This window comes from Amycolatopsis sp. MJM2582 (assembly GCF_000754115.1).
GTDB lineage: Bacteria > Actinomycetota > Actinomycetes > Mycobacteriales > Pseudonocardiaceae > Amycolatopsis > Amycolatopsis japonica.
In genome coordinates, this window is sequence record NZ_JPLW01000003.1 from 149,459 (window position 1) to 171,920 (window position 22,462).

Here is a 22,462-nt window from a genome sequence, read left to right on the forward strand (position 1 = left end):
GATGCGTGCTGTCGGGGCCGCGGAGGTCGCGCCGACGACCTACGCGTGGCAGATCAAGGCCGAGGGATTGAAGGTCCGGGTCGGCAAACGCAAGTTCGCCGTGAACGGGCTCGACCTGGACCTGGGCACGGGGGTGCACGGTCTGCTCGGCCCGAACGGGGCCGGGAAGACCACGCTGATCCGGGCACTGGCGACGGTGCTCCGGCCGGCGGAGGGAGGGCTGACGCTGCTCGGTGAATCCGTCGGGGGGTTCACCGATCAGCGCCGCCTGCGCCGCCGTATCGGCTATCTGCCGCAGAATTTCGGTTTCTACAAGCGATTCACCGTTCGCGAGTTCGTCGAGTACATCGCTTGGCTCAAGGAAATGTCCAAAGAGGACATTCCGGCGGCGGTGCAGCGGTCGATCGAACGCGTCGGCCTCGCCGATCGCGCCGACGACCGGATGAAGACACTGTCCGGTGGCATGGTGCGCCGGGTCGGGATCGCGCAGGCGATCGTCAACGATCCGGACATCCTCCTGCTGGACGAGCCGACCGCCGGACTCGATCCGGCGCAACGCGTGCGCTTCCGGGAGCTCATGCAGGAACTGGGCCGGGACGCCTGCGTCGTCGTCTCGACGCATCTCGTCGAGGACGTCGCGACGGCGTGCACCGACGTCGTCCTGTTCGAAAACGGGAAGCTGGTCTTCCAGGGCACGCCGGACGAACTGGCCGCCGCCGGGAGCGAGGAGCACGTCGGCGACAGCCCGATCGAGCGCGGCTACTCGGCGCTGCTGGGGCACGAGCCGGGGAAGGGGAACTGGTGAACACTTGCGTCCTGCGGACCGAAGCCCGCCGTTCCATCGCCCCTTGGGCCACGCTCGCGATCCTCGTCGTCGCGTTCGGTTTCCTCTATTCGTTCAGCGGTCCGTGGACGAAGCCGCCGCTCGCCTGGGACGAGCACTGGACGCACGCCGCGGAGTGGAGCCGGTTCCTGCTGGTGTTCCTGTGGCCGATCGCGATCGGCGCCGGGGTCATCCAAGGTATGCGCGACAGCCGGTCCGGCACGGTCGAACTCATGACCACCATGCCGCGTCCCGGTTGGCAGCGGGCCGCGAAACTCGCCGGCGCGCTGGGCGGCCTCCTGGCGTTGGGCTTCCTGCTGATCTTCGCCGTGGGTGGTGTTCAAGCCGCTTTCAATGGCGGGTTCTTCACCTTCGGCTGGCTGCCGATCGTCGTGGTCGGGGTGCTCGCGATGCTCGCGGGCGCCTGGTTCGGGCTCGGGATCGGCCGGTTGCTGCCGCATCCGCTGACCGCGCCCGCGGTGGCCGTCGCCGCCTTCGTGGCCGTGCTCTTGTTCCAGTTCGCCGGGGCGGAGGGCAGCGTGCTGGCCGGGATCGTGCCGTTCCGCGTCTCCTTGCTGTCTCCCGCGATGGACGTCGTCAGGGATCCGTTCAAGACCACAGCGGGCTGGATGGATCTCGGGCAGGGGGTCTGGCTCGCCGGACTGGCCGTGACCGGATTCCTCCTGCTGGCAGCCCGCTCCAAGCGGGCGAAGTGGCTCGCCGTCGTGCCGGCGCTGGCGGCGGTCGTGATCGCCTTGCCCGTTCTTCCCGGCAACACGGCCGAAGCCGAGGTGTCCGACCCGGCCGCGACGGAGATGGTCTGCGACGGCCCGGTCTGCGTCCCCCGCATGCTCGAAGCCGAGCTGCCTCGCCTCGCCGGTCCGGGCAGGGAAGCGTTGCGGCTGCTGGGAACCTTGCCGGACGCGCCGGTGAAGGTCGCAGTACTGGACCGGCGGCTGGGCTACGACGAGGTGCCGCCGCGTGCCGCTGACACCGTCTACGTGGACCTGGTGGACTGGTCCATCCGTTCGGTTCTGAATTCGGACGACATGACGCGGACACTGGTCGCCGGCTCCGGGACGCCGACCTGCTACAGCCCGCGCGGTGTCAACAAGTCCTTTTTGGACGAACTCGCCGCGCGGTCCATCTCGGCGAGCTGGTTCCTCGGCGAATGGAAGGTGACCGGGGCTTCCTGGCTGAGCGACGACACGAAGAACGAGGTCGTGCGGAAGTGGGAGGTCTTCCGTGCCCTTCCGCCCGATGTGCAGCGAGAGCGGATCATCGCGCAGCGGCGGGCGGGCCTGACCTGCGAAGGTGACCAGCTCGGCATCCTGCTCGGCGGTGCGCGATGAGATGGGCGGTGCTGTACGCCCGCTCCCGCGCCTTGCCCGCGTCCTTCGCGGGGCTGGCGGTGAGCATGGCCGTGATCTGGATCCTCGCGCGGGATCATTGGACGGAGGTCCCGGTCTCCCTGGCGCTCCTGGTGGCGATCGCGGTGACCGCCATCGGCCTCAGCGGGCAGGACGCCGACCTCGACCGGACCGCCGCGATCCGCTGGGCGCCCCGCCGCGTCCTGCATCTCCTGCTGATCGGCGGCCTCGGCGCCGGTGCCGCGCTGCTGCCGCGGCTGTGGGAGACGGGGCGGGTCCCGGTGGAGATCATCGTGCGGAACGCGGGCGGGCTGCTCGGTCTCGCCGGGATCGCCGCGGTGCTGTTCGGCGGGGCCTTCGGGTGGACGTTGCCGCTGCTCGGCTTCGCGGTCGCGTTCCTGGTCTGGGCCACCACGTCGAGTACGGAGAGTGCGCAACTGGTGATCACCTGGCTCTTCCAGCCGGCCGGTGTCGCGGAAGCCACGTGGACGGCCGTGGTGCTGGCCGCGGCGGGCCTCGGGATTTACGCGGTCTTCGGCAACCGCCGCTGAAATGTCATGAAAGGGCCGTTCCTGACGTTTTTCGTCAGGAACGGCCCTTTCATGACATCCGCGGGGCTCAGACGTTCCGGTTGTGCGGAACGAGATCGAGCGGATCGTGGTCCGGGTCGTCGACACCGAGGCTGATGATCCGCGACGGGTGGATCCGGATCACCGCGCCGTCGAAATGCCCGTCGGCCGTGCGGGCGCCGGTGAGCGCCTCGGCCCGGCCGCGGATCTCGAGGCAGCGGATCCGAGGCGGGTCCTGTGAAGGCATGTCGTCCACCACGAACGCGGCCTGCCCGTTCGCGGCCACGTTCCGGAACTTCTTGCTCTTCGCCAGTTCGTAGCCGGTGATGTCGATCGTCTTGGTCTCGGTGTTGTAGGCGTAGCCGACGGGGCTGACCTGCAGTGTGCCGTCCGGCTGCGCCGTCGCGAGCCGTCCGAGACCTTGGGCGGCGAGGTAGTCGAGTTCCGCTTCACTGAACATGAGCCCAGTGTGCGACCTCCACTTAACTGGAGGTCAAGAGAACAGGCCCTCGCCCCAGAAACCGCCTTCGCGCACGCCCGGTGGCACGGCGAAATGAGCGGATCCGGTGTGCTGCAGGTACTCCATCATCGCGTCCTTCGACGACAGCGCCTGCTGCATCGGCACGAACTGCTTGCGCGTGTCCCTGTTGAAGGCGAGGAAGAACAGCCCGGCTTCGAGGTGCCCGACACCGTCGGAGCCATCGACGAAGTTGTAGCCGCGCCGCAGGATCCGTGCCCCGTTCAGGTTTTCGTGCGAGGCCAGCCGGACGTGGGAGTCCTCCGGGATCAGCTTCTCGCCGCCGGCGCCGCCGACCTGGAAATCGGGGGTGTCGAATTCGGCGGCCTGGCCCAGCGGCGCGCCCGAGCCCTTCGACCGGCCGACGATCCCTTCCTGCCCCTTCAGCGATTCCCGGTCCCAGGTCTCGATGTGCATCCGGATCCGCCTGGCCACGAGGTACGACCCGCCCGCCATCCACGGCTGCCCGTCTTCGGCCGTCGCCCACACCTGATCGCGCAGGACGTCGGTCTCCTCGGCCTTGATGTTGCGCGTCCCGTCCTTGAACCCGAAGAGATTCCGCGGCGTGGACTGCGCCCGCGACGTCGATGAGCTGCGGCCGAACCCGAGCTGCGACCAGCGCACCGCCGTGACGCCGAAACCCAGCCGCACCAGGTTCCGGATGGCGTGCACCGCCACCTGCGGATCGTCCGCGCAAGCCTGGACGCAGATGTCGCCGCCGCTACGCGCGGGGTCGAGTTTGTCCTGGGGGAACAGGGGGAGATCGATCAGCGCGGCGGGCCTCTTCGAGGCGAGCCCGAACCGGTCGTCGAACAGCGACGGGCCGAAACCGATCGTCAGCGTCAGCGAGGACGCCGCCAGATCGAGTGCCTCGCCGGTGTCGCTCGGCGGGGCGGCGGGGGCGCCACCGACGGCGCCTCCCGTCCCGACCTCCTGGCCCGCGGTCATCCGCCGCGCCGCGTCCGTCCACGTGCGCAGCAGCTTGACCAGTTTTTCCCGATCCTTCGTCGTCACGTCCAGCGCGACGAAATGCAGGTTCTCCTGCACGGGAGTCACGATCCCGGCCTGGTGCTCGCCGTGGAACTCGACGACGCTCTGCGCCGCCTGCGCCGGGCTGTCCCCGCCGAGGAGCTGGTTCGCGCCGAAGCCCGCCGCCGCCCCGGTCCCGACCAGGGCGGCGCCCGCGCCCGCCATGCCGAACAGCTTCCGGCGGGTGACCGGGGTGTGCTCCGCGCCGGTCATTGCGCCGCGACCTCGGCGACCTTGCTCAGCGGTTCGCTCAGCGCGTCCACCGCCGACGCGAATTCCTTGACCTGGTCCTGGCTCAGCGTGGTGTACAGCTTGAAGCCGTCGCCTTCACGCTGCTTGTCCAGCAGTGCCTGCACGTTGCCGAACTCCTTGTCCAAAGTGGACACCAAGGCCGGGTCCTTCGCCTGCAGCAGCGGACGCAGCGAGACGATCGCGGCCTTCGAACCGTCGAGGTTGCCCTGGAAGTCCGAGAGGTCGGTGTGCGAGAACGCCTCCTCCTCGCCGGTGATCTTTCCGGTGGCGATCTCGTCGAGCAGTTCCTTCGCGCCGTTGGCCAGGTCGAGCGCGTTCAGCTCGATCGACGCCGACTTGGTCACCAGTTCCTTGACGTCGGCGAGGAGCTGGTCGGCGATCTGCGGCGAGTCGGCCTGCAGACCGGTCACCCAGAGATCCTTTTCCAGCCGGTGGAACCCGGTGAACTTCTGGCCCGGTTCGAGGTCGGCCTCGCGTGCGTCGATCTTCGGGTCGAGGTCGCCGAACTTCTCTGCCACCGGCTCGACCCGCTCGAAGTAGACGCGCGTGCGGGCGTACGCGGCCTTCGCCTCGTCGACCTTGCCCGCCTTCACCAGCGCGACGAACTTGGCGGTCTCCTCGTCGAGCGCCTTGGTGTTGTTCGCGACGTACTCCGCGTAGCTCTTGACCGCCTGCGCCTTCTGCGAGTTCGGGTCGTTCTGCTTCGCGCCGCCGCCGGTGACGGTGAAGTCGCCGCGAATGCCGGTGCCGGTCATACCGGGTTTGCACGCGGTCTGGTACTTGCCCGCTTCGGCGACCTCGACGATGAGCCGCCGGTTCAGCCCCGGCGCGATGTTCTCGACCTCGCCCATGATCCGGTCGCCCTCGGCGTAGAGATAGAACTCGGTGACCTTGGTGCCCTTGTTGGTGATCTCGAAGGTCACGTTGCCCGCGTTCGCGGTGGTCGCCGAGACGGCGCAGGCCGAGTCGGAGGCTTCGACCTTGATCGGGCCGCCGGCCGCGGTGGGCGTTTCCTCGCCGCCACCGCAGGCGGTGAGCACGATGGCGCCGACGCCGGCGAGCGCGACGAGCGGGAATCGACGAGACACGAGGGTCACTCCTTGATCGCGGCCGCGGCGGGTGCCGTGGCCTTCTTCTTGGGCCTGAGGAACAGCGGCAGCACGATCGCCACGTAGGCGACCCACGCGACGGCCTGCAGGACCGTCGTCTGCTGCGAGTAGTTGAAGATCCCCTTGAGCAGCGCGCCGTACCAGCTGTCCTCCGGCAGGACGGCCGAGGCGTCGAACGCGAGCGTGGTCAGCCCGGGCAGGAAGGCGGCCTCCTGCAGGTCGTGCAGGCCGTAGCCGAGGACGCCCGCCGCGACGAACACCAGCAGGACACCGGTGATCGTGAAGAACTTGCCGAGGTCGAACCGGACGGCGCCGCGGTAGATCAGGTACGCCAGCACGACCGCGACGAGGATTCCCGCGCTGAAACCGATCAACGGTTCGGTCGTGCCGCCCTGCGCGGTCTGCACGGTGGAATAGAAGAACACCGCCGTCTCCAGGCCTTCGCGGCCGACGGCGAAGAACGACAGGACGAGCACCGCGACCGGGCCGACGTCGAGCGCTTCGTCGAGCTTTCCGCGCAGTTCCGCGGCGATCGTCCTCGACGCCTTGCGCATCCAGAAGATCATCGCCGTCACGAAACCGACCGCGACGATCGACAGCGTGCCGCCGAGCAGCTCCTGCTGTTCGAAGGTCAGCTGGGCGGTGGAGTAGGTGAGGATCGCGCCGACCCCGACCGACAGCGCGACCGCGACGCCGACCCCGAGCCAGACCCAGCGCAGCGCGTGCCGTCGTTCGGTCTTGACCAGGAACGCGACGAGGATGCTGACGACGAGGGCCGCTTCGAGGCCTTCACGCAGGCCGATGAGCGCACTCGCGAACCACACGTCGTTCTCCCTGGTCGTGCCGACTGAACCTCCTGGTTTTAGGTAAGGCTTCCCTGAAAGTCCAGGGGGAGTGACACGGTCCAGAACTGGACGAAACGCATGAAGAGACCTTGATCGGACGGGGTGTTTCGAAGCATTCCCAGGTCAGCGTGAACTCGGTGCTTCAGATAACGAATCGGCCGCCGAGGACCGGTTACCGATTCGCTTTACCGTCAGTTGGCTTCGTAAGCCGAATGGGTCATCGCCCGGAAGTGTGGCGCAGTAACCTGTCCGGGTGGCCGAAACCGCCCAGAGCACCGACGCCCCGGAGCATCCAGCGCGCCCTCTGCCGCCGTACGTCCCCAGGCTCGCCTTCGCGGGCGGGCTCGTGCTCACGGGCGTGGTGCTGATCATGACGGTCGGGGTGAACCGGCCTGCCGGCGAGGAACCGCCTCCGGCACCTCAGCCCCAGCCCGCGCTCGCGGTCCCCGACCAGAAGCCGCAGCCCGGGGTGGCGACGCCGCGCGCCGGGCTCGCCGCGCCGCCCGACCGGCCCACCGTTTCCGACGCGGCCGAATTGGAGACCTGGGCGAAGCGCGTGGCCGCGAAGACCCGGCTCTCCGCCACCGATCTGTCCGCCTACGGCCGGGCCGAGATGTGGCTGCGGCGGCAGAAGCCGGGCTGTCATCTCTCGTGGGCGACCCTCGCCGGCATCTCCCACGTCGAGACGGCGCAGGGCAGGCCCGGTCCGATCACGCTCCCGCCCGAGATCTGGGCCAAGCACTCCGCCCGGGCCAGGAGCGACGGCAAGCAGCCGGACCCGAAGGACCTCGACGACGCCGCCTTCGCCACCGCCCGCTACCTCTGCGCCGCCGGCGACGACGTCGCCACCCCGGACGGCTGGTGGAAGTCGATGCGGGTGTTCAACCCCGCGGTGCCCTACGTCCAGGAAGTGTTCAGCGCGGCCGACACCTACGCGGACGCCAGCGTCGCGCCCTGATCTTCGAGCACCAGATCGAAGTTGAGCGCCGCCGCCATCCGGTAGGCGTCACCCGCCGCGACGACGAGCTGCGCCATCGGATCGACGACGTTCCCCGCCGCCCAGACACCGTCGACGTTCGTGCGGCCCTGTGCGTCCACCGCGATCGAGCCCGTTTCGGTCCGGGCGCAGCCGACCTGGGCGAGCAGCCGGTCGTGCGGGACGAACTTCGGGCCGACGAACACGATGTCGCGTTCGACGAATTCGCCGTCGACGAGCCGGACGCCGGTCAGCCGGTCGTTTTCGACGGCTAGCTCGGACACCTTCCCGTCGACGATCCGGACGCCCAGCCCGGTCAACTTCGCCCGGTCTTCGGCCGAGAGCTGCTGGGTATGCGTGAAGAAGGTCAAGTCCTTGCTCCACTGCCAGACGATCAGCGCCTGGTGGACCGAATTCTCGGACGTGGCGAGCACGCCGAACCGCTGATCGCGTACCTCCCAGCCGTGGCAGTACGGGCAGTGCAGCACGTCGGCGCCGAAGCGCTCCGCGACGCCGGGGATGTCCGGCAGTTCGTCGGCCAGCCCGGTGGTCACCACGATCCGCCGTCCGCCGACGACCCGTCCGCTCGCCAGTTCCACCGCCTTGTCGTGGCGCAGCCGGTGGACGACGTCGTCGATGATCTCGACGCCGTACGCGCGGACTTCGTCACGGCCTATCTCCAGTAGTTCTTTGGGTGGAATGCCGTCCCTGGTCAGGAAACCGTGTGCGTGCGCGGCGGGCGCGTTGCGCGGAGTGCCGCCGTCGATCACGGCCACCTTGCGCCGCGCCCTGCCCAGCACCAAGGCCGCGCTGAGGCCCGCGACGCCACCACCGATGATCACCACGTCGAATTCTTCGCTCATGGTCCCGAGCATCCGGATCTCCGCGAAAGTTGGCAAAGTTCATTGCCGATTTGGCAAACTGAAGACATGGAGGACATCGAACGGCGGCTCGCCGAGGTCGGCCCGAAGCTCAAGGCCCTTCGCAAGGAACGCGGTACCACCCTCTCCGCGCTTTCGGAGGCGACGGGGATCTCCGCCAGTACGCTCTCGCGGCTCGAATCGGGCACACGAAAGGCCACGCTTGAGCTGCTGCTCACGCTGTCGGCGGCGCATCAGGTCCCGCTCGACGAACTGGTCGGCGAACCCGAACCCGCCGATCCGCGGGTCCGGATGAAGGCACAGAAGTTCGGCCGGTTCACCGCGTGGGCGCTGACCGCGCAGCCCGGGCAGCCGCAGGCGTTCAAACTGCTGATCCCGGTCGAGGACATCGAGCCGGTGCAGCGCACCCACGAGGGCTACGAATGGATGTACGTCCTCAGTGGACGGTTGCGGGCGTTGCTCGGCGATCGCGACTTCACGATGGGGCCCGGCGAGGCCGCCGAGTTCGACACTCGGGTGCCGCACTGGTTCGGCAGTGCGGGGCCGGGACCGGTGGAGCTGCTGGTGCTGTTCGGCAAGCAGGGCGAACGGGCGCATCTGCGGGCCAGGTCGAAATGAGGCGCCCGGTCAGTCGCGCAACGCGATCCGCGCGCTGACCTCGCTGATCGCTTCCAGATACTCCGGGATCGGATGCATCGCCGACGCTATCCGCATCTGCGCGAGCGCCTCGGTCAACCGGCCGAGGCGCTGGAGGGTTCGTCCGAGTACGAACCGCGCGTAATGATCGGTGGGATCCAGCTCCAGCACCCGGGTGAAGGCACGCTCCGCCCGCCGCAACTGTGCGGAGTGGAAGTACGCGCGGCCCGCCAGCAACTGAACACTCGGTTTGTCGGTTTCGTGTTCCAGCAAGGGCTCGAGTGCCTTGAGCGCGTCGAGCGGCCTCCGGCTTTCGACCAGCGCCTCCGCCTGTCGGAAGGCGCGGAACCGTGACTCGCCGGACGGGTCCGGGCCGGGTTCTGGGGCGGGTTCGGCATCCATCATGGTCCGCTCCACGATACGCCTGGGCAGGGCCGATCTCGACTGCTGAAACGGTCATGGTGGACTGTCCTGCCATGAGCAGTACCGAAGCGGATAGGCCCGAAAACGAGCCCGGATACCTCGGGCTCGCGCCGTACCTCTACTACGCCGACGCCACCGAGGCGGTCGCGTGGCTGGTCAGAGTGTTCGGGTTCACCGAGGAAGTGCGCTTCGCCGACGGCTCGGGAGAGGTGTTCCAGGCCACGCTGTGCGCCGGTCCGGCCAAGATCCAGCTGGCCGGGGTCGGCCCCGAGTACTGGCAGGCCAAGGGCGTCGACGGCCCGGTCGGGCAGCTGAACATCGTCTACGTCGCCGACGCCGACGCGCAGTACGAGCGGGTCCGCGCCGCGCTGGGCGACGACGCCGACATCGACGCGCCCCAGGATCAGCCGTACGGCGCCCGCGTGTTCACCGTCTCCGACATCGGCGGCAACAGCTGGACCTTCTGGCAGCAGTTCTCCGACACGGTCGAGCTCCCGTCGGGCTGGAAGGAAGTCCGGGCGGACGAACCAGTCGAGGAATAGCCCGGTCGGCGGCTGATGTGGCGCGTGCCTCCAACGGGTGAACTGCGGTGACGGCTAGGCTGGGCCCGGTCACCGCAGGCACAACCCACATGAGGAGCATGGCGTGGCGCTCATCGAGCAGGTAGGCGCTCGCGAGATTCTGGACTCGCGAGGCAACCCGACGGTCGAAGTGGAGGTGGCTCTCGACGACGGCACGCTGGCGCGGGCCGCGGTCCCCTCGGGTGCGTCCACCGGCGAACACGAAGCCGTCGAGCTGCGTGACGGCGACACCGGCCGGTACAACGGCAAGGGTGTCGAGCGCGCGGTCGCGGCCGTCCTGGACGAGATCGGCCCGGACCTGGTCGGCACCGACGCCGTCGACCAGCGCATCGTCGACCAGAAGCTGGTCGACCTCGACGGCACGCCGGCGAAGTCCCGCCTCGGCGCGAACGCCATCCTCGGTGTTTCGCTCGCCGTCGCGAAGGCCGCCGCGGAGTCGGCCGAGCTGGAGCTCTTCCGCTACCTCGGCGGGCCGAACGCGCACGTGCTGCCGGTGCCGATGCTGAACATCCTCAACGGTGGCGCGCACGCCGACACCGATGTCGACATCCAGGAATTCATGATCGCGCCGATCGGCGCCGAGTCGTTCCGCGAGGCCCTGCGCTGGGGCACCGAGGTCTACCACTCGCTGAAGTCGGTCCTGAAGGGCCGCGGCCTGGCGACCGGCCTCGGTGACGAAGGCGGTTTCGCGCCCAGCCTGAAGAACAACCGCGAAGCGCTCGACCTGATCCTTCAGGCGATCGAGAAGGCCGGGTACGCCCCGGGCCGCGACGTCGCGCTCGCGCTCGACGTCGCCGCGACGGAGTTCTTCTCCGACGGCGCCTACACCTTCGAAGGCGCGAAGAAGAGCGCCGAGCAGATGTCCGCCTACTACGGCGAGCTCGTCCGCGACTACCCGCTCGTGTCCATCGAGGACCCGCTGAGCGAGGACGACTGGGACGGCTGGGTCCAGCTGACCACCGAGATCGGCGAGAAGGTCCAGCTGGTCGGCGACGACCTGTTCGTCACCAACCCGGACCGCCTCGAAGAGGGCATCACCCGCCGCGCCGCCAACGCGCTGCTGGTGAAGGTCAACCAGATCGGCACCCTGTCGGAGACCCTCGACGCGATCTCGCTGGCCACCTCCTACGGCTACAAGTCGATGATGAGCCACCGGTCCGGCGAGACCGAGGACACCTTCATCGCCGACCTCGCCGTCGCGACCGGTGTCGGCCAGATCAAGACCGGCGCCCCGGCGCGCGGCGAGCGGATCGCCAAGTACAACCAGCTGCTCCGCATCGAAGAGACCCTCGCCGACGCGGCTCGCTACGCCGGCGACCTCGCGTTCCCGCGGTTCAGCCCGGAGGGGTAATCAGCCATGGCGGACCGGGGGAGGGCGCGGACGACGACCCGTCGTAGCGGCGGGCGCGCGAGCGGTGGCGGCTCCAGCAGGGGCCGCCGGCCGGAGCGTGCCCGTCGCACGACGACGACGGAGGTCCGCGCCCGAACCCGGCTGCGCCGCAGCCTGGCGGCGAAACGGGCATCGGGTGCCGCGAAGGTGCTCGGCATGTCCACCACCCGCCGGGCCGCGGTGGTGGCGATCGTGGTGTGCGCGCTCGCGTTCACCATCGCCGTCCCGCTGCGCACGTACCTCAGCCAGAAGTCCGAGGTGAACGAACAGCAGCAGCTGCAGTCCGAACTGCAGCGCAGCGTCACCCAGCTGGAAGGCCGCAAGGCCGAGCTGAGCGACCCCGCGCAGATCGAGGCCGAAGCCCGCAAGCGGTTCGGTTTCGTGAAGCCCGGCGAGACGCCGTACATCGTGCAGCTCCCCGAGGACAAGGCGCCCGAGCAGGGACAGTCGCAAGGTCAGCAGCCGGTGCCCGCGGGCTCCTGGTACGAGAAGCTGTGGGATCAGGTCGCGGGCGGCTGAAGCACTCCCTTTAGCCTTAGGGGTGTGAACAGCACGGAAAAGTCTTCCTTCGAGCCCGTGACCGACGCCGACCGCGAGATCATCGCGGAACAGCTCGGCCGGGCACCCCGTGCGCTGCGCGCCGTCGCCGCGCGCTGCCCGAGCGGCCACCCGTCGGTCGTGCAGACCAGCCCCCGCCTCGACGACGGCACGCCGTTCCCCACGCTCTACTACTTGACCTGCCCGAAGCTGACGTCGATGGTCGGCACGCTCGAAGCGTCCGGGCTGATGAAGGAGATGACCGACCGGCTCGCGGAGGATCCCGAGCTGGCGGCCGCCTACCAGCGGACCCACGAGAGCTATCTCGCCGAACGCGACGCCATCGACTCGCTCGGTCACGAGGTCAGCGCGGGCGGGATGCCCGGGCGCGTCAAATGCCTGCACGTCCACCTCGCGCACACACTCGCCGTCGGCCCCGGCGTGAACCCGTTCGGCGACGAAACCCTCGCGCTGCTCAAGGCGAACGGATGGCCATCGGGCGACTGCCAGGGGTAACACCGGCCACCGATGTACAGATAGTTCCTCCAGGTGGGTTAATTCACCCGATGTCGGCCAACTGGTCGTCCTCAATGGGGTGAAACCGGTCACCGCATGCGGCAGGCTGTGTACCAGTCGTGGGTTTGTCGGGGTGGGTTTACCGGATCACCGAGTCGTGATCCGCCGGGGAGGGTTCAGGGGTATGCGCGTGAGGCAGGTGCCAGGCGCGGTCTCCGGTCATGTCCGGAGACTTTGTCTCCGGCACCGCACGATCGCCGCGGTGGCCGGAGGTGTCCTCGCCATCGTCCCGGCCGGTGCCGCGGTCGTCGGTACCGGCAGCTGGGCCGCGACGGCGAGCACGATCCACACCGACAACGTCGCCCTCGTCGGCGGCTACGACCCCAAGAACCCGCTGGTCCAGCAGATCGGTGTCGACGGCAGCCTGCCGAACGCGCCGACCCCGCTCCCGCTCCCCGCGGACGAACTCCCCAACGGACCGCTCGGCATCCCGGTCACCGCGCTCGCCGCGTACCGCAACGCCGCCGACATCCTCATCGCCGAACAGCCCGGCTGTCATATCGACTGGGCGCTGATCGCGAGTATCGGCCGCATCGAGTCCAACCACGCGCGCGGCGGTTACGTCGACGCGAAGGGCAACACCCTCGAACCGATCCTGGGCCCGCAGCTCAACGGCGCCGGCCCGTTCGCCGCCATCCCGGACACCGACGGCGGGAAGTTCGACGGCGACACGGTCTGGGATCGCGCCGTCGGCCCGACGCAGTTCATCCCGTCGACCTGGGCCCGCTACGCCTCCGACGGCAACGGCGACGGCGAATCCAATCCGAACAACATCTTCGACGCGGCGCTGGGCACGGGCCGGTACCTGTGCTCCGGCGGCCTCGATCTGTCGAAACCGGATCAGTTGCGCGCGGCCGTGTTCCGCTACAACAACTCGGACACCTACGTGAACACCGTGCTGATCTGGGCCGAGGCCTACCGCACGGGGGTGCTGCCGACGCCGGACAGCAAGGTGCCCATCGGCGCGCCGAACGCCGGTGCCGCGCCGCCGCCCGTGTCGGTGCCGCCGCCTCCGGTGCCGTCGACACCACCCGGTTCGGTGACGCCGCCGCCGTCGAGTTCGCTGCCGCCGAGCAATTCGGGTTCGTCGTCCTCGTCGAAGCCTGCAACCACTTCGAATACGTCCACTCCGTCTTCGTCGACTTCTCTGCCGCCCTGCCCGACAGAGAGCCCGTCTTCGACTCCGCCGAGCACGTCCCAGAGCCCCACGGCGACGCCGACGTGTACACCTCCGCCGAGCTCGGAAGGGTCGACCAGCGGCAAACCCACCTGATCGGCATTGACTACGCTGGCGTCATGCCTCGTGTTGCCGCGATCGACTGTGGGACCAACTCCATCCGCCTGCTCGTCGCCGAGCTGACCCCCCGCCACGACGGGACGGTCGACCTGCGCGACCTGCACCGCGAGATGCGGATCGTCCGCCTCGGCCAGGGTGTGGACGCCACCGGCAAGCTGGCGCCCGAGGCGCTCGAGCGCACCCGCAAGGCGCTGGCCGATTACACGATCGCCGCGCGCCGCAAGGGTGTCGAGAAGGTCCGCATGGTCGCGACGTCCGCGACTCGTGACGCGAGCAACCGTGACGAGTTCTTCGCGATGACGCGCGAGGTGCTCGGCACCGAGGCCGAGGTCATCAGCGGCGACGAAGAGGCGCGCCTTTCCTTCACCGGCGCCGTCGGTGAGCAGGATCCCGACGACGGTCCCTTCGTGGTGGTCGACGTCGGCGGCGGTTCGACCGAACTCGTGGTCGGCACCTGGGACGGCCGCCAGGCGGAGGTCATCGCGGCCAAGTCGGTCGACATCGGCTGTGTGCGGATCACCGAACGCGCGCTGAAGTCGGACCCGCCGACCGCGGCCGAGATCGCCGAAGCCCGCGAGCTGGCCGCGAAGGTGCTCACTGAGGCCTTCGACGTCGTGGACGTGTCCACCGCCAAGACGTGGATCGGCGTCGCCGGGACGGTCACGACCCTGACCGCCGTGGCGCAGGGCCTGTCGGAGTACGACTCCGAGCGCACGCACCTTTCGAAGCTCTCCCACGCCGACATCGACCGGGTCGCGCAGTCGCTTCTCACGGCCGACCACGCGACCCGCGCCGCGAACCCGGTGATCCACCCGGGCCGGGTCGACGTGATCGGCGGCGGCTCGGTGATCGTGCAGGTGCTGGCGGAGCAGTTCGCCACGCGCGGTGGTCCCGACGAGCTGGTGATCTCCGAGCACGACATCCTCGACGGGATCGCGCTGTCCTTGGCTTGACAGTCGGGTTTTCTCTTACGTGAAGCCATTTCTTTAGGTGATCAAGTGGTGACCTCCAGCCAGGATTGGGCCATTCGGCGCAGCGTCGTTCCTACCAACGTTGTGCTCTAACCGGGTGGTCCGGGAGACCGTCACACATTTGCAACACCAACGCACTGTGATCGCCTTCACCTGTCCCATAGCGTCGTCTCACCTTCTGGGCGGTAGGGCGCGACCAGCGCCCGCCGACAATCCGACGACGAGAGTTGGAGGGGACATGCGGGCTTCACGCGGGTTCTGGGGAGCGACGGCGGTGGTGGCCACGGCGGCCCTGCTGCTGACGGCCTGTGGGGGTGGTGGGTCCGGTGAGAACAAGGGATCCGGCGCCACCGACGCCAACGCGTCGGTTTCGGTCTACGGCACCGAGCCGGAGAACTCGCTGATTCCCGCCAACACCAACGAGCTCGGCGGGTCCAAGGCCCTCAAGCCGGTCTTCTCGGCGCTGGTCGGCTACAAATCCGACACCGCCGAGCCGTACAACCTGATGGCCGAATCGATCAACACGACCGATTCCAAGGTCTTCGACATCAAGATCAAAAAGGGCTGGAAGTTCCACGACGGGACCGAAGTCAAGGCCAAGAACTTCGTCGACGCCTGGAACTACAGCGCGAACGGCAAGAACGGCATGCAGAACGCGTCGTTCTTCGAGCAGATCCAGGGCTACGACGAGATCAGCGCCAAGGAACCGGCCGTCAAGGAGATGTCCGGGCTCAAGGTCGTGAACGACTACGAGTTCCAGGTCACCCTCAAGGGGCCGTTCTCGGTGTTCGCCACCAAGATCGGTTACCTCGCCTTCGCGCCGCTGCCGGACAAGTTCTTCGCCGACCCGGAGGCGTTCGCCAAGGCCCCGATCGGCAACGGCCCGCTGAAGTTCGTTTCGCGCACGCCCAACCAGAACATGAAGCTCACGCGGTACGACGAGTACCAGGGCGAGGACAAGGTCAAGTTCAAGGACCTGGAAGTCCGCATCTACACCAGCCAGGAGACCGCGTACCAGGATCTGCTGAGCAACCGCCTCGACTTCATGGAGGCGCTCCCGCCGGCGGCGAAGGCCGGCGGCAAGTACAAGACCGACCTCGGTGAGCGTCTGGTCGAAGGGAAGCTGCTCGGCATCAGCGCGCTCGCCCTTCCGTACTACGTCCCGGGTTACAACAACCTCGACCTGCGCAAGGCGATCTCGCTGGCCATCGACCGCGAGCAGATCGTCAAGACCGTCATGAACGACACCTACGCGCCCGCCGACGGCTACGTGTCGCGCGGTATCGAGGGCTACCGGCCCGGTGTCTGCGGCGAGTTCTGCAAGTTCGATCCGGTGAAGGCCAAGGAGTTCTTCGCGAAGTCCGGGTTCACCGGCAAGCTGACCATCGCGTCGAACGCCGACGGTGGCCGCAAGGAGCCGCTGGTCGCGGCGTGCAACAGCATCAAGAACGCGCTCGGCGTCGAATGCGACTTCGTGCCGGCGACCGACTTCGGGCAGTGGCGCAGCATCGTCAACAACCGCCAGCTGACCGGTATGGGCCGCTCCGACTGGTCCGCCGACTACCCGTCGATCGAGAACTACCTGAACCCGCGCTACAAGAGCACCGGTTCGTCGAACGACTCCACGTACAACAACCCGGCCGTGGACGCGCTGCTGACCCAGGCGGACCAGACCGCCGACAAGGCGGCCGCGATCAAGCTGTACCAGCAGGCCGAGGACCTGATCGCGAAGGATCTGCCGCAGATCCCCGTGTGGGAAGAGAAGGGTGTCGGCGGCAAGTCGAACCGGCTCAAGGTCGCGAAGCTCGACTTCGGTCGTCTCGCGGACTACTCGTCCATCGAGGTCGCGGCGAAGTAATCGCGTGGTTGCGCTGGTCGTGAGTGCCGTTTCGGGTTCTAACCCGAAACGCCACTCACGACCAGCCGGACCGAAGGCTCCCACCACGCGATCCCCAGGACGGCACGCCCATGCCCCAGTACATCCTTCGACGACTACTTCAACTCATCCCGGTCTTCTTCGGCACGACGTTCCTCATCTACGCCCTCGTGTGGGCGGTGCCCGGTGACCCGTTCGCCGGCAAATGCGGCCAGGTCGCCTGCCCGCCCGCCTACATCGAAATGATGACGGCGAAGTTCAACCTCGACGATTCGATCTTCGTCCAGTACTTCAAATACCTCGGCAACCTGTTCACCGGCGACTGGGGCGAGACCTTCAACGGTGTCTCGGTCGGCGAGCTGATCGGCAACGCCTATCCGGTGACCGTCCGGCTCGCCCTCATCGCGGTGGCCATCGAAGCGATCATCGGCCTGTCCGCGGGCATCCTGACCGGCCTGCGCGGCAAGGGTTTCCTCGACAACCTCGTGCTGATGTCCACCACGTTCCTGATCTCGATCCCGGTGTTCGTGACCGCGATCGTGCTGCAGATCGTCCTCGGCTCGGAACTGGGCATCATCGACGCGAGCGTGTCCGAGGACGCCACGATCGGCGAACTGATCGTGCCCGGAATCGCGCTCGGCAGCCTTTCCATGGCCTACATAGCCCGGCTGACCAGAACGAGCATCGCGGAGAACCGGCACGCCGACTACGTCCGCACGGCCGTCGCGAAAGGACAGCCGCGCAGCCGCGTCGTCGGTGTGCACCTGCTCCGGAACTCGGTGATCCCGGTGCTGACCTTCATCGGCACCGACATCGGCGCGCTCATGGGCGGGGCCATCGTCACCGAAGGCGTGTTCAACATCAACGGCATCGGCGGGCTCATCTTCCGCGGTATCCAGAACCGGGAGGGCGCCACCGTCACCGGTGTCGTCGTCCTGCTGGTGATGGTCTACCTGCTGGTGAGTCTCATCGTCGACCTGCTCTACGCCGTTCTCGACCCGAGGATCCGTTATGACTGACCCCAATGTGGCCGGCGGGGTGTCCTCTGTGGACGTCGCGAGCGCCGGTGTCGCCGACGACTCCGCGCAGGCGCACAAGCCGCGCAGCCTCGGCGGCGACGCCTGGCGGATGCTGCGCAAGCGGCCGTCGTTCATCATCTCCGCCGTCATCATCGCGCTCGTCGTGCTCATCGCGATCGCGCCCGACCTGTTCAGTTCCCGGCCCGCCGGGTTCAGCGATCTGCTCCACGCCAACGAAGGACCGTCCGCGGACGCCTGGTTCGGTTACGACAACCAGGGATACGACGTCTACGCGCGGACCATCCACGGCGCGCGGGCGTCGCTGCTGGTCGGTGTCTTCGCGACGATCCTGACGATCCTGATCGGTTCGGTGGTCGGGATCGTCGCCGGGTACTACGGCCGTCTCGTCGACAGCCTGTTCTCGCGGGTGGGCGACATCTTCGCGGCGCTGCCGTTCGTGCTCGGCGCGATCGTCATCCTGACCACGTTCAACGCGCCCGGCTCGAATCCCGGTGTGGTCACCATCATCGTGCAGGTGGTCGTCTCGATCGCCGCGCTGAGCTGGCCGGTGGCGATGCGCATCATGCGGTCGGCGACGCTGGTGGCCAAACAGCTCGACTACGTCAAGGCCGCGCGCGGTCTCGGCGCGAGCACACCGCGCATCGTGTTCCGGCATCTGCTGCCCAACACGGTCGCGCCGGTGCTGGTCTACGGGACCATCGCGCTCGGCGCGTTCATCGGCGCGGAAGCGACACTGGCGTATCTCGGCGTCGGCGTGCGGCCGCCGGTCGTCTCGTGGGGCGTGATGATCAGCGACGCGCGGGACTACTTCCGGGTGAATCCGCACATGTTGTTGTTCCCCGCCGGGTTCGTGACCATCACCGTGCTCGCCTTCGTCATGCTCGGTGACGGGATCCGCGACGCGCTCGACCCGAAGGCCCGGTGATCGGCCGTGACCGACGAATTGCTGCTGGAAGTGGAAGACCTCCACGTCGAATTCCGTACCTCCGACGGTGTCGCGACCGTGCTCAACGGGGTCGACTACTCCGTGCACGCCGGGGAAACCCTTGCCGTGCTGGGCGAATCGGGCTCCGGTAAAAGTGTCACGGCGCAGACGGTGATGGGCATTCTCGACAGCCCGCCCGCCGTCGTCACCGGCGGCGCGGTCCGGTACCGCGGCGAGGATCTGCTCACCGCCACCGAAGAGCGGCGGCGTGAAGTGCGGGGCGGGGAGATCGCGATGATCTTCCAGGACGCGCTGTCGGCGTTGAATCCCGTGTTCACCGTGGGCTTCCAGATCGAGGAACAGCTGCGGGTGCGGCTCGGTATGTCCAAAAAGGACGCACGCAAACGGGCGATCGAACTGCTCGACATCGTGCGCATCCCGGCGGCCGCCCGCCGGGTCCGCGAGTATCCGCACCAGTTCTCGGGCGGGATGCGGCAGCGCGCGATGATCGCCATGTCGCTCGCGCTCGACCCGGATCTGCTGATCGCGGACGAGCCGACGACCGCGCTCGACGTCACCGTGCAGGCCCAGATCATGGACCTGCTGGCGGAGATCCAGGCCGAACGGCGGATGGGGCTGATCCTGATCACCCACGACCTGGCGGTGGTCGCCGAGGTCGCCGACCGGATCGCGGTGATGTACGCGGGCCGGATCGTCGAACAGGCCGACGTCGCCGAGTTGTTCCGCTCGCCGGGGCATCCCTACACCGAGGCGCTGATGGCCTCGCTGCCGCGGCTCGACCTCAAAGGACAGACGCTGGAGACCATCAAGGGCCTGCCGCCGAGCCTGTTGAACGTGCCGCCCGGCTGCCCGTTCCATCCGCGCTGCCCACGGGCGGAAAGCCGGTGCGAGACCGAACGGCCCGCCCTGCACAGTCTCGGTTTCGGCCGGGTCAGCGCGTGCCACTTCGCCGACGAGGTGGTGAGCGGCCGTGTCTGAGCCCATTCTGCGGGTCGAGAACCTGGTGAAGTACTTCCCCGTGCGGGCGGGGATCCTCTTCAAACGCACCATCGGGCATGTGAAGGCCGTCGACGGGGTCTCCTTCGACCTGATGCCGGGGGAAACGCTCGGCGTCGTGGGGGAGTCCGGCTGTGGCAAGTCCACGCTGGCCCAGGTGCTGATGCGGCTGGAGGAACCCACGGGCGGGCTCGCGACCTTCGAAGGCCGCGACATCTTCGCGTTGCGGGGAGCGGAACTGCGGAGGCTGCGGCGTGAGATCCAGATCGTGCTGCAGGATCCGTACACCTCGCTGAACCCGAGGATGACGGTCGGCGACATCATCGGCGAGCCCTTCGAAATCCACACCGAGGTGGCGCCGAAGGGGTCGCGGGCGGCGAAGGTGCGGGAACTGCTCGACGTCGTCGGGTTGAACCCCGAGCACATCAACCGCTATCCGCACCAGTTCTCCGGCGGGCAGCGTCAGCGCATCGGGATCGCGCGGGCGCTGGCGTTGCGGCCGAAGGTCATCATCTGCGACGAACCCGTTTCCGCGCTGGACGTTTCGATCCAGGCGCAGGTGATGAACCTGCTCGGTGAACTGCAGAAGGAATTCGGCCTTTCCTATGTGTTCATCGCACATGATCTGTCCGTTGTCCGTCACCTTTCCACGCGGGTCGCGGTGATGTATCTCGGCAAGATCGTGGAAATGGGGACGGAAGAGGAGATCTACGAACATCCGTCGCATCCCTATACGCAGGCGCTGTTGTCCGCGGTGCCGGTCGCGGATCCGGCGTTACGCGGGCAGCGTCAGGTGATCCGCCTGGAAGGCGACGTGCCGAGCCCGCTGGATCCGCCGTCCGGCTGCCGGTTCCGCACGCGGTGCTGGAAGGCGCAGGACATTTGCGCGGATCAGGAACCCGAATTGATCACCCGGTCCGGTGGGCATTTGTCCGCCTGTCATTTCGCGGAGGAGAAAACCGTCGTCCCCTGACTTTCGTAGGGACTTCGTTGATACGTGATGGACAGCTGACGTAGTTTGCACGAATAGCATTCTTCAGGAGGCAGGAAGTGAAAAAGCCAAGATCTCTCGTGATCGCGCTCGCGGTACCGCTGTTCGGTGCAATCGTGGCCGCGCCGACGGCTTCCGCGCAGCCGCAGCTTTCCGGTGCGGCGACCGAATTCTCCGTACTGGCCCGTGAAGGCCAGAGCGTGGCCTCGGTGGAAAGGGCGATCCGCGCCGCAGGGGGCACCGTCGTGACGAGCAACGCCGCGGTCGGCCTGATCACCGCGACCGCACCCGCCAACGGTTTCGCCGAGCGGGTCTCCGCGGACCGCGCGGTCTTCGGTGCAGCCAAGGCGAAGGCGATCGGCACCGCGCCGAAGCAGGGCAAGGCGAAGGTCAAGCCGGGTGTCGTCGAGAAGGAGGGCCGCGGCGCCGCGTCGGCCAAGAAGCCGGTGCAGGCGAACGCCGTCGGCATGGATCCGCTCGACGATCAGCTCTGGGGCCTCAAATCCGTCCGGTCGGACCTTTCGCGTACCAAGCAGCCGGGTGACAAGCGGGTGAAGGTCGGCGTCATCGACACCGGCGTCGACGGCAGCCACCCGGACATCGCGCCGAACTTCGACCGTGCCGCGTCGCGGAACTTCACGAAGGACATCGTCTCCGACGTGAACGGCGGCGTCGTCGACGGACCGTGTGAATTCCGCGGCTGTGTCGACCCGGTGGACCACGACGACAACGGCCACGGCACGCACGTCGCCGGCACCATCGGCGCCGCCGCGAACGGTTTCGGCGTCTCGGGTGTCGCCCCGAACGTGACGCTGGTGAACCTCCGCGCCGGACAGGACTCGGGCTTCTTCTTCCTGCAGCCGACCGTGGACGCGATCACCTACGCCGGCGACGCCGGTGTGGACGTCGTGAACATGAGCTTCTTCACGGACCCCTGGCTGTACAACTGCACCGCGAACCCCGCGGACACGCCTGAGCAGCAGGCCGAGCAGCGCACCATCATCGAGGCGACGACCCGCGCGCTGAACTACGCGCACCGCAAGGGTGTCACCCAGGTGGTCTCGTTGGGCAACCAGCACAGCGACCTGGCCGCCCCGCAGCCGGACGCGTCGAGCCCGGGCTACCCGTCGAACAGCACGCACCCGCGGCAGATCGACAACGCGAGCTGCCTCTCGCTGCCCGTCGAAGGCCCGCACACGATCGGCGTCTCGTCCTTCGGCCCGTCGCAGGCGAAGGCGGACTACTCGAACTACGGGACCGAGCAGATCTCGGTGTCCGCGCCCGGTGGTTACTTCCGTGACTACTACGGCACCCCGTGGTTCCGCACGGTCGAGAACCAGATCCTCTCGACCTACCCGCGCAACGTCGGTGTCGCCGAGGGCATGATCGACGCGGACGGGAACGTCACGCCCGACGGTGTCACCGCCGGTGTCAAGAAGGCGACCGCCGCCGACGGCCGCGTCGGCTACTACCAGTGGCTGCAGGGCACGTCGATGGCGTCGCCGCACGCGACCGGTGTCGCGGCGCTGATCGTTTCGCAGTACGGCAAGGGTTCGCGCGATTTCGGGATGAACCCGGACGCCGTGCAGCGGGTGCTCGAGGGCACGGCTTCGGACATCGCCTGCCCGACGCCGCGGACCGTCGACTACCTGAAGGAAGGCCGGGACGCGTCGTTCACCGCGACCTGCACCGGTGACGCTTCGTTCAACGGCTTCTACGGTCACGGTGCCGTTGACGCCTGGTCGGCCGTGACGCGCGGTTCGGAGTTCCTGCGCGGCTGATCTTCGGTTTCTAGGCGTTGCGTCAGTGCGTGTCGCGGGTGTGGCGCCTG

23 protein-coding genes are annotated in these 22,462 nt (G+C 68.0%); 17 read left to right on the forward strand and 6 right to left on the reverse strand.

The genetic code is table 11. The features are described 5' to 3' along the window. Nucleotide 1: 1 nt before the first annotated feature. The 3 genes from ED92_RS19420 to ED92_RS19430 are packed head-to-tail and all read left to right on the forward strand — an operon-like array spanning nt 2 to nt 2,744. Entirely contained in the window at nt 2-805 is an 804-nt protein-coding gene (locus tag ED92_RS19420) for an ABC transporter ATP-binding protein (RefSeq protein ID WP_037342448.1), read from the forward strand. Further along, the gene (locus ED92_RS19425) at nt 802-2,175 is read left to right on the forward strand and encodes a hypothetical protein (RefSeq protein WP_037340700.1); all 1,374 of its coding nucleotides are present in this window, start codon (nt 802-804) and stop codon (nt 2,173-2,175) included. The genes ED92_RS19420 and ED92_RS19425 overlap by 4 nt, the downstream gene beginning before the upstream one ends. After that, entirely contained in the window at nt 2,172-2,744 is a 573-nt protein-coding gene (locus tag ED92_RS19430; RefSeq protein WP_235213333.1) for a hypothetical protein, read from the forward strand. Before ED92_RS19425 ends, ED92_RS19430 begins: the two co-directional genes overlap by 4 nt. A gap of 67 nt (nt 2,745-2,811) precedes the next feature. Here the strand turns inward: ED92_RS19430 and ED92_RS19435 are convergent, their stop codons facing one another. From ED92_RS19435 to efeU, 4 genes are read right to left on the reverse strand one after another with little or no spacing between them, the layout of a single operon-like run. Continuing rightward, complete coding sequence (locus ED92_RS19435) at nt 2,812-3,222, reverse strand: PPOX class F420-dependent oxidoreductase (protein WP_037340705.1); 411 nt, start codon at nt 3,220-3,222, stop codon at nt 2,812-2,814. 33 nt (nt 3,223-3,255) lie between these two features. Next, on the reverse strand, nt 3,256-4,521 hold the full coding sequence (gene efeB, locus ED92_RS19440; RefSeq protein ID WP_037340707.1) for an iron uptake transporter deferrochelatase/peroxidase subunit: 1,266 nt from the start codon (nt 4,519-4,521) through the stop codon (nt 3,256-3,258). After that, a complete protein-coding gene (gene efeO / locus ED92_RS19445; RefSeq protein ID WP_037340709.1) occupies nt 4,518-5,648 on the reverse strand; it encodes an iron uptake system protein EfeO in 1,131 nt (376 codons plus the stop codon). The genes efeB and efeO overlap by 4 nt, the downstream gene beginning before the upstream one ends. A 5-nt stretch (nt 5,649-5,653) precedes the next feature. Next, the gene (gene efeU / locus ED92_RS19450) at nt 5,654-6,493 is read right to left on the reverse strand and encodes an iron uptake transporter permease EfeU (RefSeq protein ID WP_037340711.1); all 840 of its coding nucleotides are present in this window, start codon (nt 6,491-6,493) and stop codon (nt 5,654-5,656) included. A gap of 274 nt (nt 6,494-6,767) precedes the next feature. On the opposite strand from efeU, the gene ED92_RS19455 reads away from it, so the two are divergent. After that, nucleotides 6,768-7,472: a murein transglycosylase gene (locus ED92_RS19455; protein ID WP_037340713.1), complete on the forward strand. Its 705-nt coding sequence runs from the start codon at nt 6,768-6,770 to the stop codon at nt 7,470-7,472. Here the strand turns inward: ED92_RS19455 and ED92_RS19460 are convergent. Then, nucleotides 7,445-8,365, reverse strand: a complete 921-nt coding sequence (locus ED92_RS19460) for an NAD(P)/FAD-dependent oxidoreductase (protein WP_037340715.1) — start codon at nt 8,363-8,365, stop codon at nt 7,445-7,447. The genes ED92_RS19455 and ED92_RS19460 overlap by 28 nt on opposite strands. A 54-nt stretch (nt 8,366-8,419) precedes the next feature. Here ED92_RS19460 and ED92_RS19465 point away from each other — a divergent pair, with 54 nt between their 5' ends. After that, nucleotides 8,420-8,989 (forward strand): helix-turn-helix domain-containing protein, encoded by a 570-nt coding sequence (locus ED92_RS19465; protein ID WP_007028810.1) that lies wholly within the window; start codon nt 8,420-8,422, stop codon nt 8,987-8,989. 9 nt (nt 8,990-8,998) lie between these two features. On the opposite strand, the gene ED92_RS19470 is transcribed toward ED92_RS19465, so the two are convergent. Beyond that, a complete protein-coding gene (locus ED92_RS19470) occupies nt 8,999-9,412 on the reverse strand; it encodes a tetratricopeptide repeat protein (RefSeq protein WP_016337278.1) in 414 nt (137 codons plus the stop codon). A 71-nt stretch (nt 9,413-9,483) separates the two neighbouring features. On the opposite strand from ED92_RS19470, the gene ED92_RS19475 reads away from it, so the two are divergent. The 12 genes from ED92_RS19475 to ED92_RS19530 all read left to right on the forward strand — a co-directional run bounded on the left by ED92_RS19475 (nt 9,484) and on the right by ED92_RS19530 (nt 22,412). Beyond that, nucleotides 9,484-9,972: a glyoxalase/bleomycin resistance/extradiol dioxygenase family protein gene (locus ED92_RS19475; protein WP_037340717.1), complete on the forward strand. Its 489-nt coding sequence runs from the start codon at nt 9,484-9,486 to the stop codon at nt 9,970-9,972. A 103-nt stretch (nt 9,973-10,075) separates the two neighbouring features. Further along, on the forward strand, nt 10,076-11,362 hold the full coding sequence (gene eno, locus ED92_RS19480) for a phosphopyruvate hydratase (protein ID WP_016337276.1): 1,287 nt from the start codon (nt 10,076-10,078) through the stop codon (nt 11,360-11,362). Nucleotides 11,363-11,557: 195 nt separating this feature from the next. Next, nucleotides 11,558-11,920: a septum formation initiator family protein gene (locus ED92_RS19485; protein ID WP_152610996.1), complete on the forward strand. Its 363-nt coding sequence runs from the start codon at nt 11,558-11,560 to the stop codon at nt 11,918-11,920. A gap of 24 nt (nt 11,921-11,944) precedes the next feature. Next, nucleotides 11,945-12,454, forward strand: a complete 510-nt coding sequence (locus ED92_RS19490) for a DUF501 domain-containing protein (RefSeq protein WP_037340723.1) — start codon at nt 11,945-11,947, stop codon at nt 12,452-12,454. A 184-nt stretch (nt 12,455-12,638) separates the two neighbouring features. Then, a complete protein-coding gene (locus ED92_RS19495; RefSeq protein WP_037340724.1) occupies nt 12,639-13,787 on the forward strand; it encodes a lytic transglycosylase domain-containing protein in 1,149 nt (382 codons plus the stop codon). 23 nt (nt 13,788-13,810) lie between these two features. Beyond that, nucleotides 13,811-14,764, forward strand: a complete 954-nt coding sequence (locus ED92_RS19500) for a Ppx/GppA phosphatase family protein (protein WP_037342450.1) — start codon at nt 13,811-13,813, stop codon at nt 14,762-14,764. A gap of 256 nt (nt 14,765-15,020) precedes the next feature. Then, nucleotides 15,021-16,640, forward strand: coding sequence for an ABC transporter substrate-binding protein (locus ED92_RS19505; protein WP_016337271.1), 1,620 nt, complete (start codon nt 15,021-15,023; stop codon nt 16,638-16,640). Between the two features lie 110 nt (nt 16,641-16,750). After that, on the forward strand, nt 16,751-17,677 hold the full coding sequence (locus tag ED92_RS19510; RefSeq protein ID WP_016337270.1) for an ABC transporter permease: 927 nt from the start codon (nt 16,751-16,753) through the stop codon (nt 17,675-17,677). Continuing rightward, complete coding sequence (locus ED92_RS19515) at nt 17,670-18,623, forward strand: ABC transporter permease (RefSeq protein WP_037340726.1); 954 nt, start codon at nt 17,670-17,672, stop codon at nt 18,621-18,623. Before ED92_RS19510 ends, ED92_RS19515 begins: the two co-directional genes overlap by 8 nt. Before the next feature lie 6 nt (nt 18,624-18,629). Next, nucleotides 18,630-19,622, forward strand: coding sequence for an ABC transporter ATP-binding protein (locus tag ED92_RS19520; protein ID WP_016337268.1), 993 nt, complete (start codon nt 18,630-18,632; stop codon nt 19,620-19,622). Next, a complete protein-coding gene (locus tag ED92_RS19525; protein WP_037340729.1) occupies nt 19,615-20,613 on the forward strand; it encodes an ABC transporter ATP-binding protein in 999 nt (332 codons plus the stop codon). The genes ED92_RS19520 and ED92_RS19525 overlap by 8 nt, the downstream gene beginning before the upstream one ends. Nucleotides 20,614-20,690: 77 nt before the next feature. Further along, nucleotides 20,691-22,412 carry a S8 family serine peptidase gene (locus ED92_RS19530; RefSeq protein WP_037340730.1) on the forward strand — a complete coding sequence of 574 codons (1,722 nt, stop codon included), beginning with the start codon at nt 20,691-20,693 and terminating at the stop codon, nt 22,410-22,412. The last annotated feature ends 50 nt before the right edge of the window (nt 22,413-22,462 follow it).

Coding starts and splice junctions, on each gene's coding strand:
- ED92_RS19420 (WP_037342448.1), top strand. CDS start 2: ATGCGTGCTGTCGGGGCCGCGGAGGTCGCGCCGACGACCTACGCGTGG.
- ED92_RS19430 (WP_235213333.1), top strand. CDS start 2,172: ATGAGATGGGCGGTGCTGTACGCCCGCTCCCGCGCCTTGCCCGCGTCC.
- ED92_RS19435 (WP_037340705.1), bottom strand. CDS start 3,222: ATGTTCAGTGAAGCGGAACTCGACTACCTCGCCGCCCAAGGTCTCGGA.
- efeB (WP_037340707.1), bottom strand. CDS start 4,521: ATGACCGGCGCGGAGCACACCCCGGTCACCCGCCGGAAGCTGTTCGGC.
- ED92_RS19460 (WP_037340715.1), bottom strand. CDS start 8,365: ATGCTCGGGACCATGAGCGAAGAATTCGACGTGGTGATCATCGGTGGT.
- ED92_RS19465 (WP_007028810.1), top strand. CDS start 8,420: ATGGAGGACATCGAACGGCGGCTCGCCGAGGTCGGCCCGAAGCTCAAG.
- ED92_RS19470 (WP_016337278.1), bottom strand. CDS start 9,412: ATGATGGATGCCGAACCCGCCCCAGAACCCGGCCCGGACCCGTCCGGC.
- ED92_RS19475 (WP_037340717.1), top strand. CDS start 9,484: ATGAGCAGTACCGAAGCGGATAGGCCCGAAAACGAGCCCGGATACCTC.
- ED92_RS19485 (WP_152610996.1), top strand. CDS start 11,558: ATGTCCACCACCCGCCGGGCCGCGGTGGTGGCGATCGTGGTGTGCGCG.
- ED92_RS19495 (WP_037340724.1), top strand. CDS start 12,639: ATGCGCGTGAGGCAGGTGCCAGGCGCGGTCTCCGGTCATGTCCGGAGA.
- ED92_RS19500 (WP_037342450.1), top strand. CDS start 13,811: ATGCCTCGTGTTGCCGCGATCGACTGTGGGACCAACTCCATCCGCCTG.
- ED92_RS19505 (WP_016337271.1), top strand. CDS start 15,021: ATGCGGGCTTCACGCGGGTTCTGGGGAGCGACGGCGGTGGTGGCCACG.
- ED92_RS19510 (WP_016337270.1), top strand. CDS start 16,751: ATGCCCCAGTACATCCTTCGACGACTACTTCAACTCATCCCGGTCTTC.
- ED92_RS19515 (WP_037340726.1), top strand. CDS start 17,670: ATGACTGACCCCAATGTGGCCGGCGGGGTGTCCTCTGTGGACGTCGCG.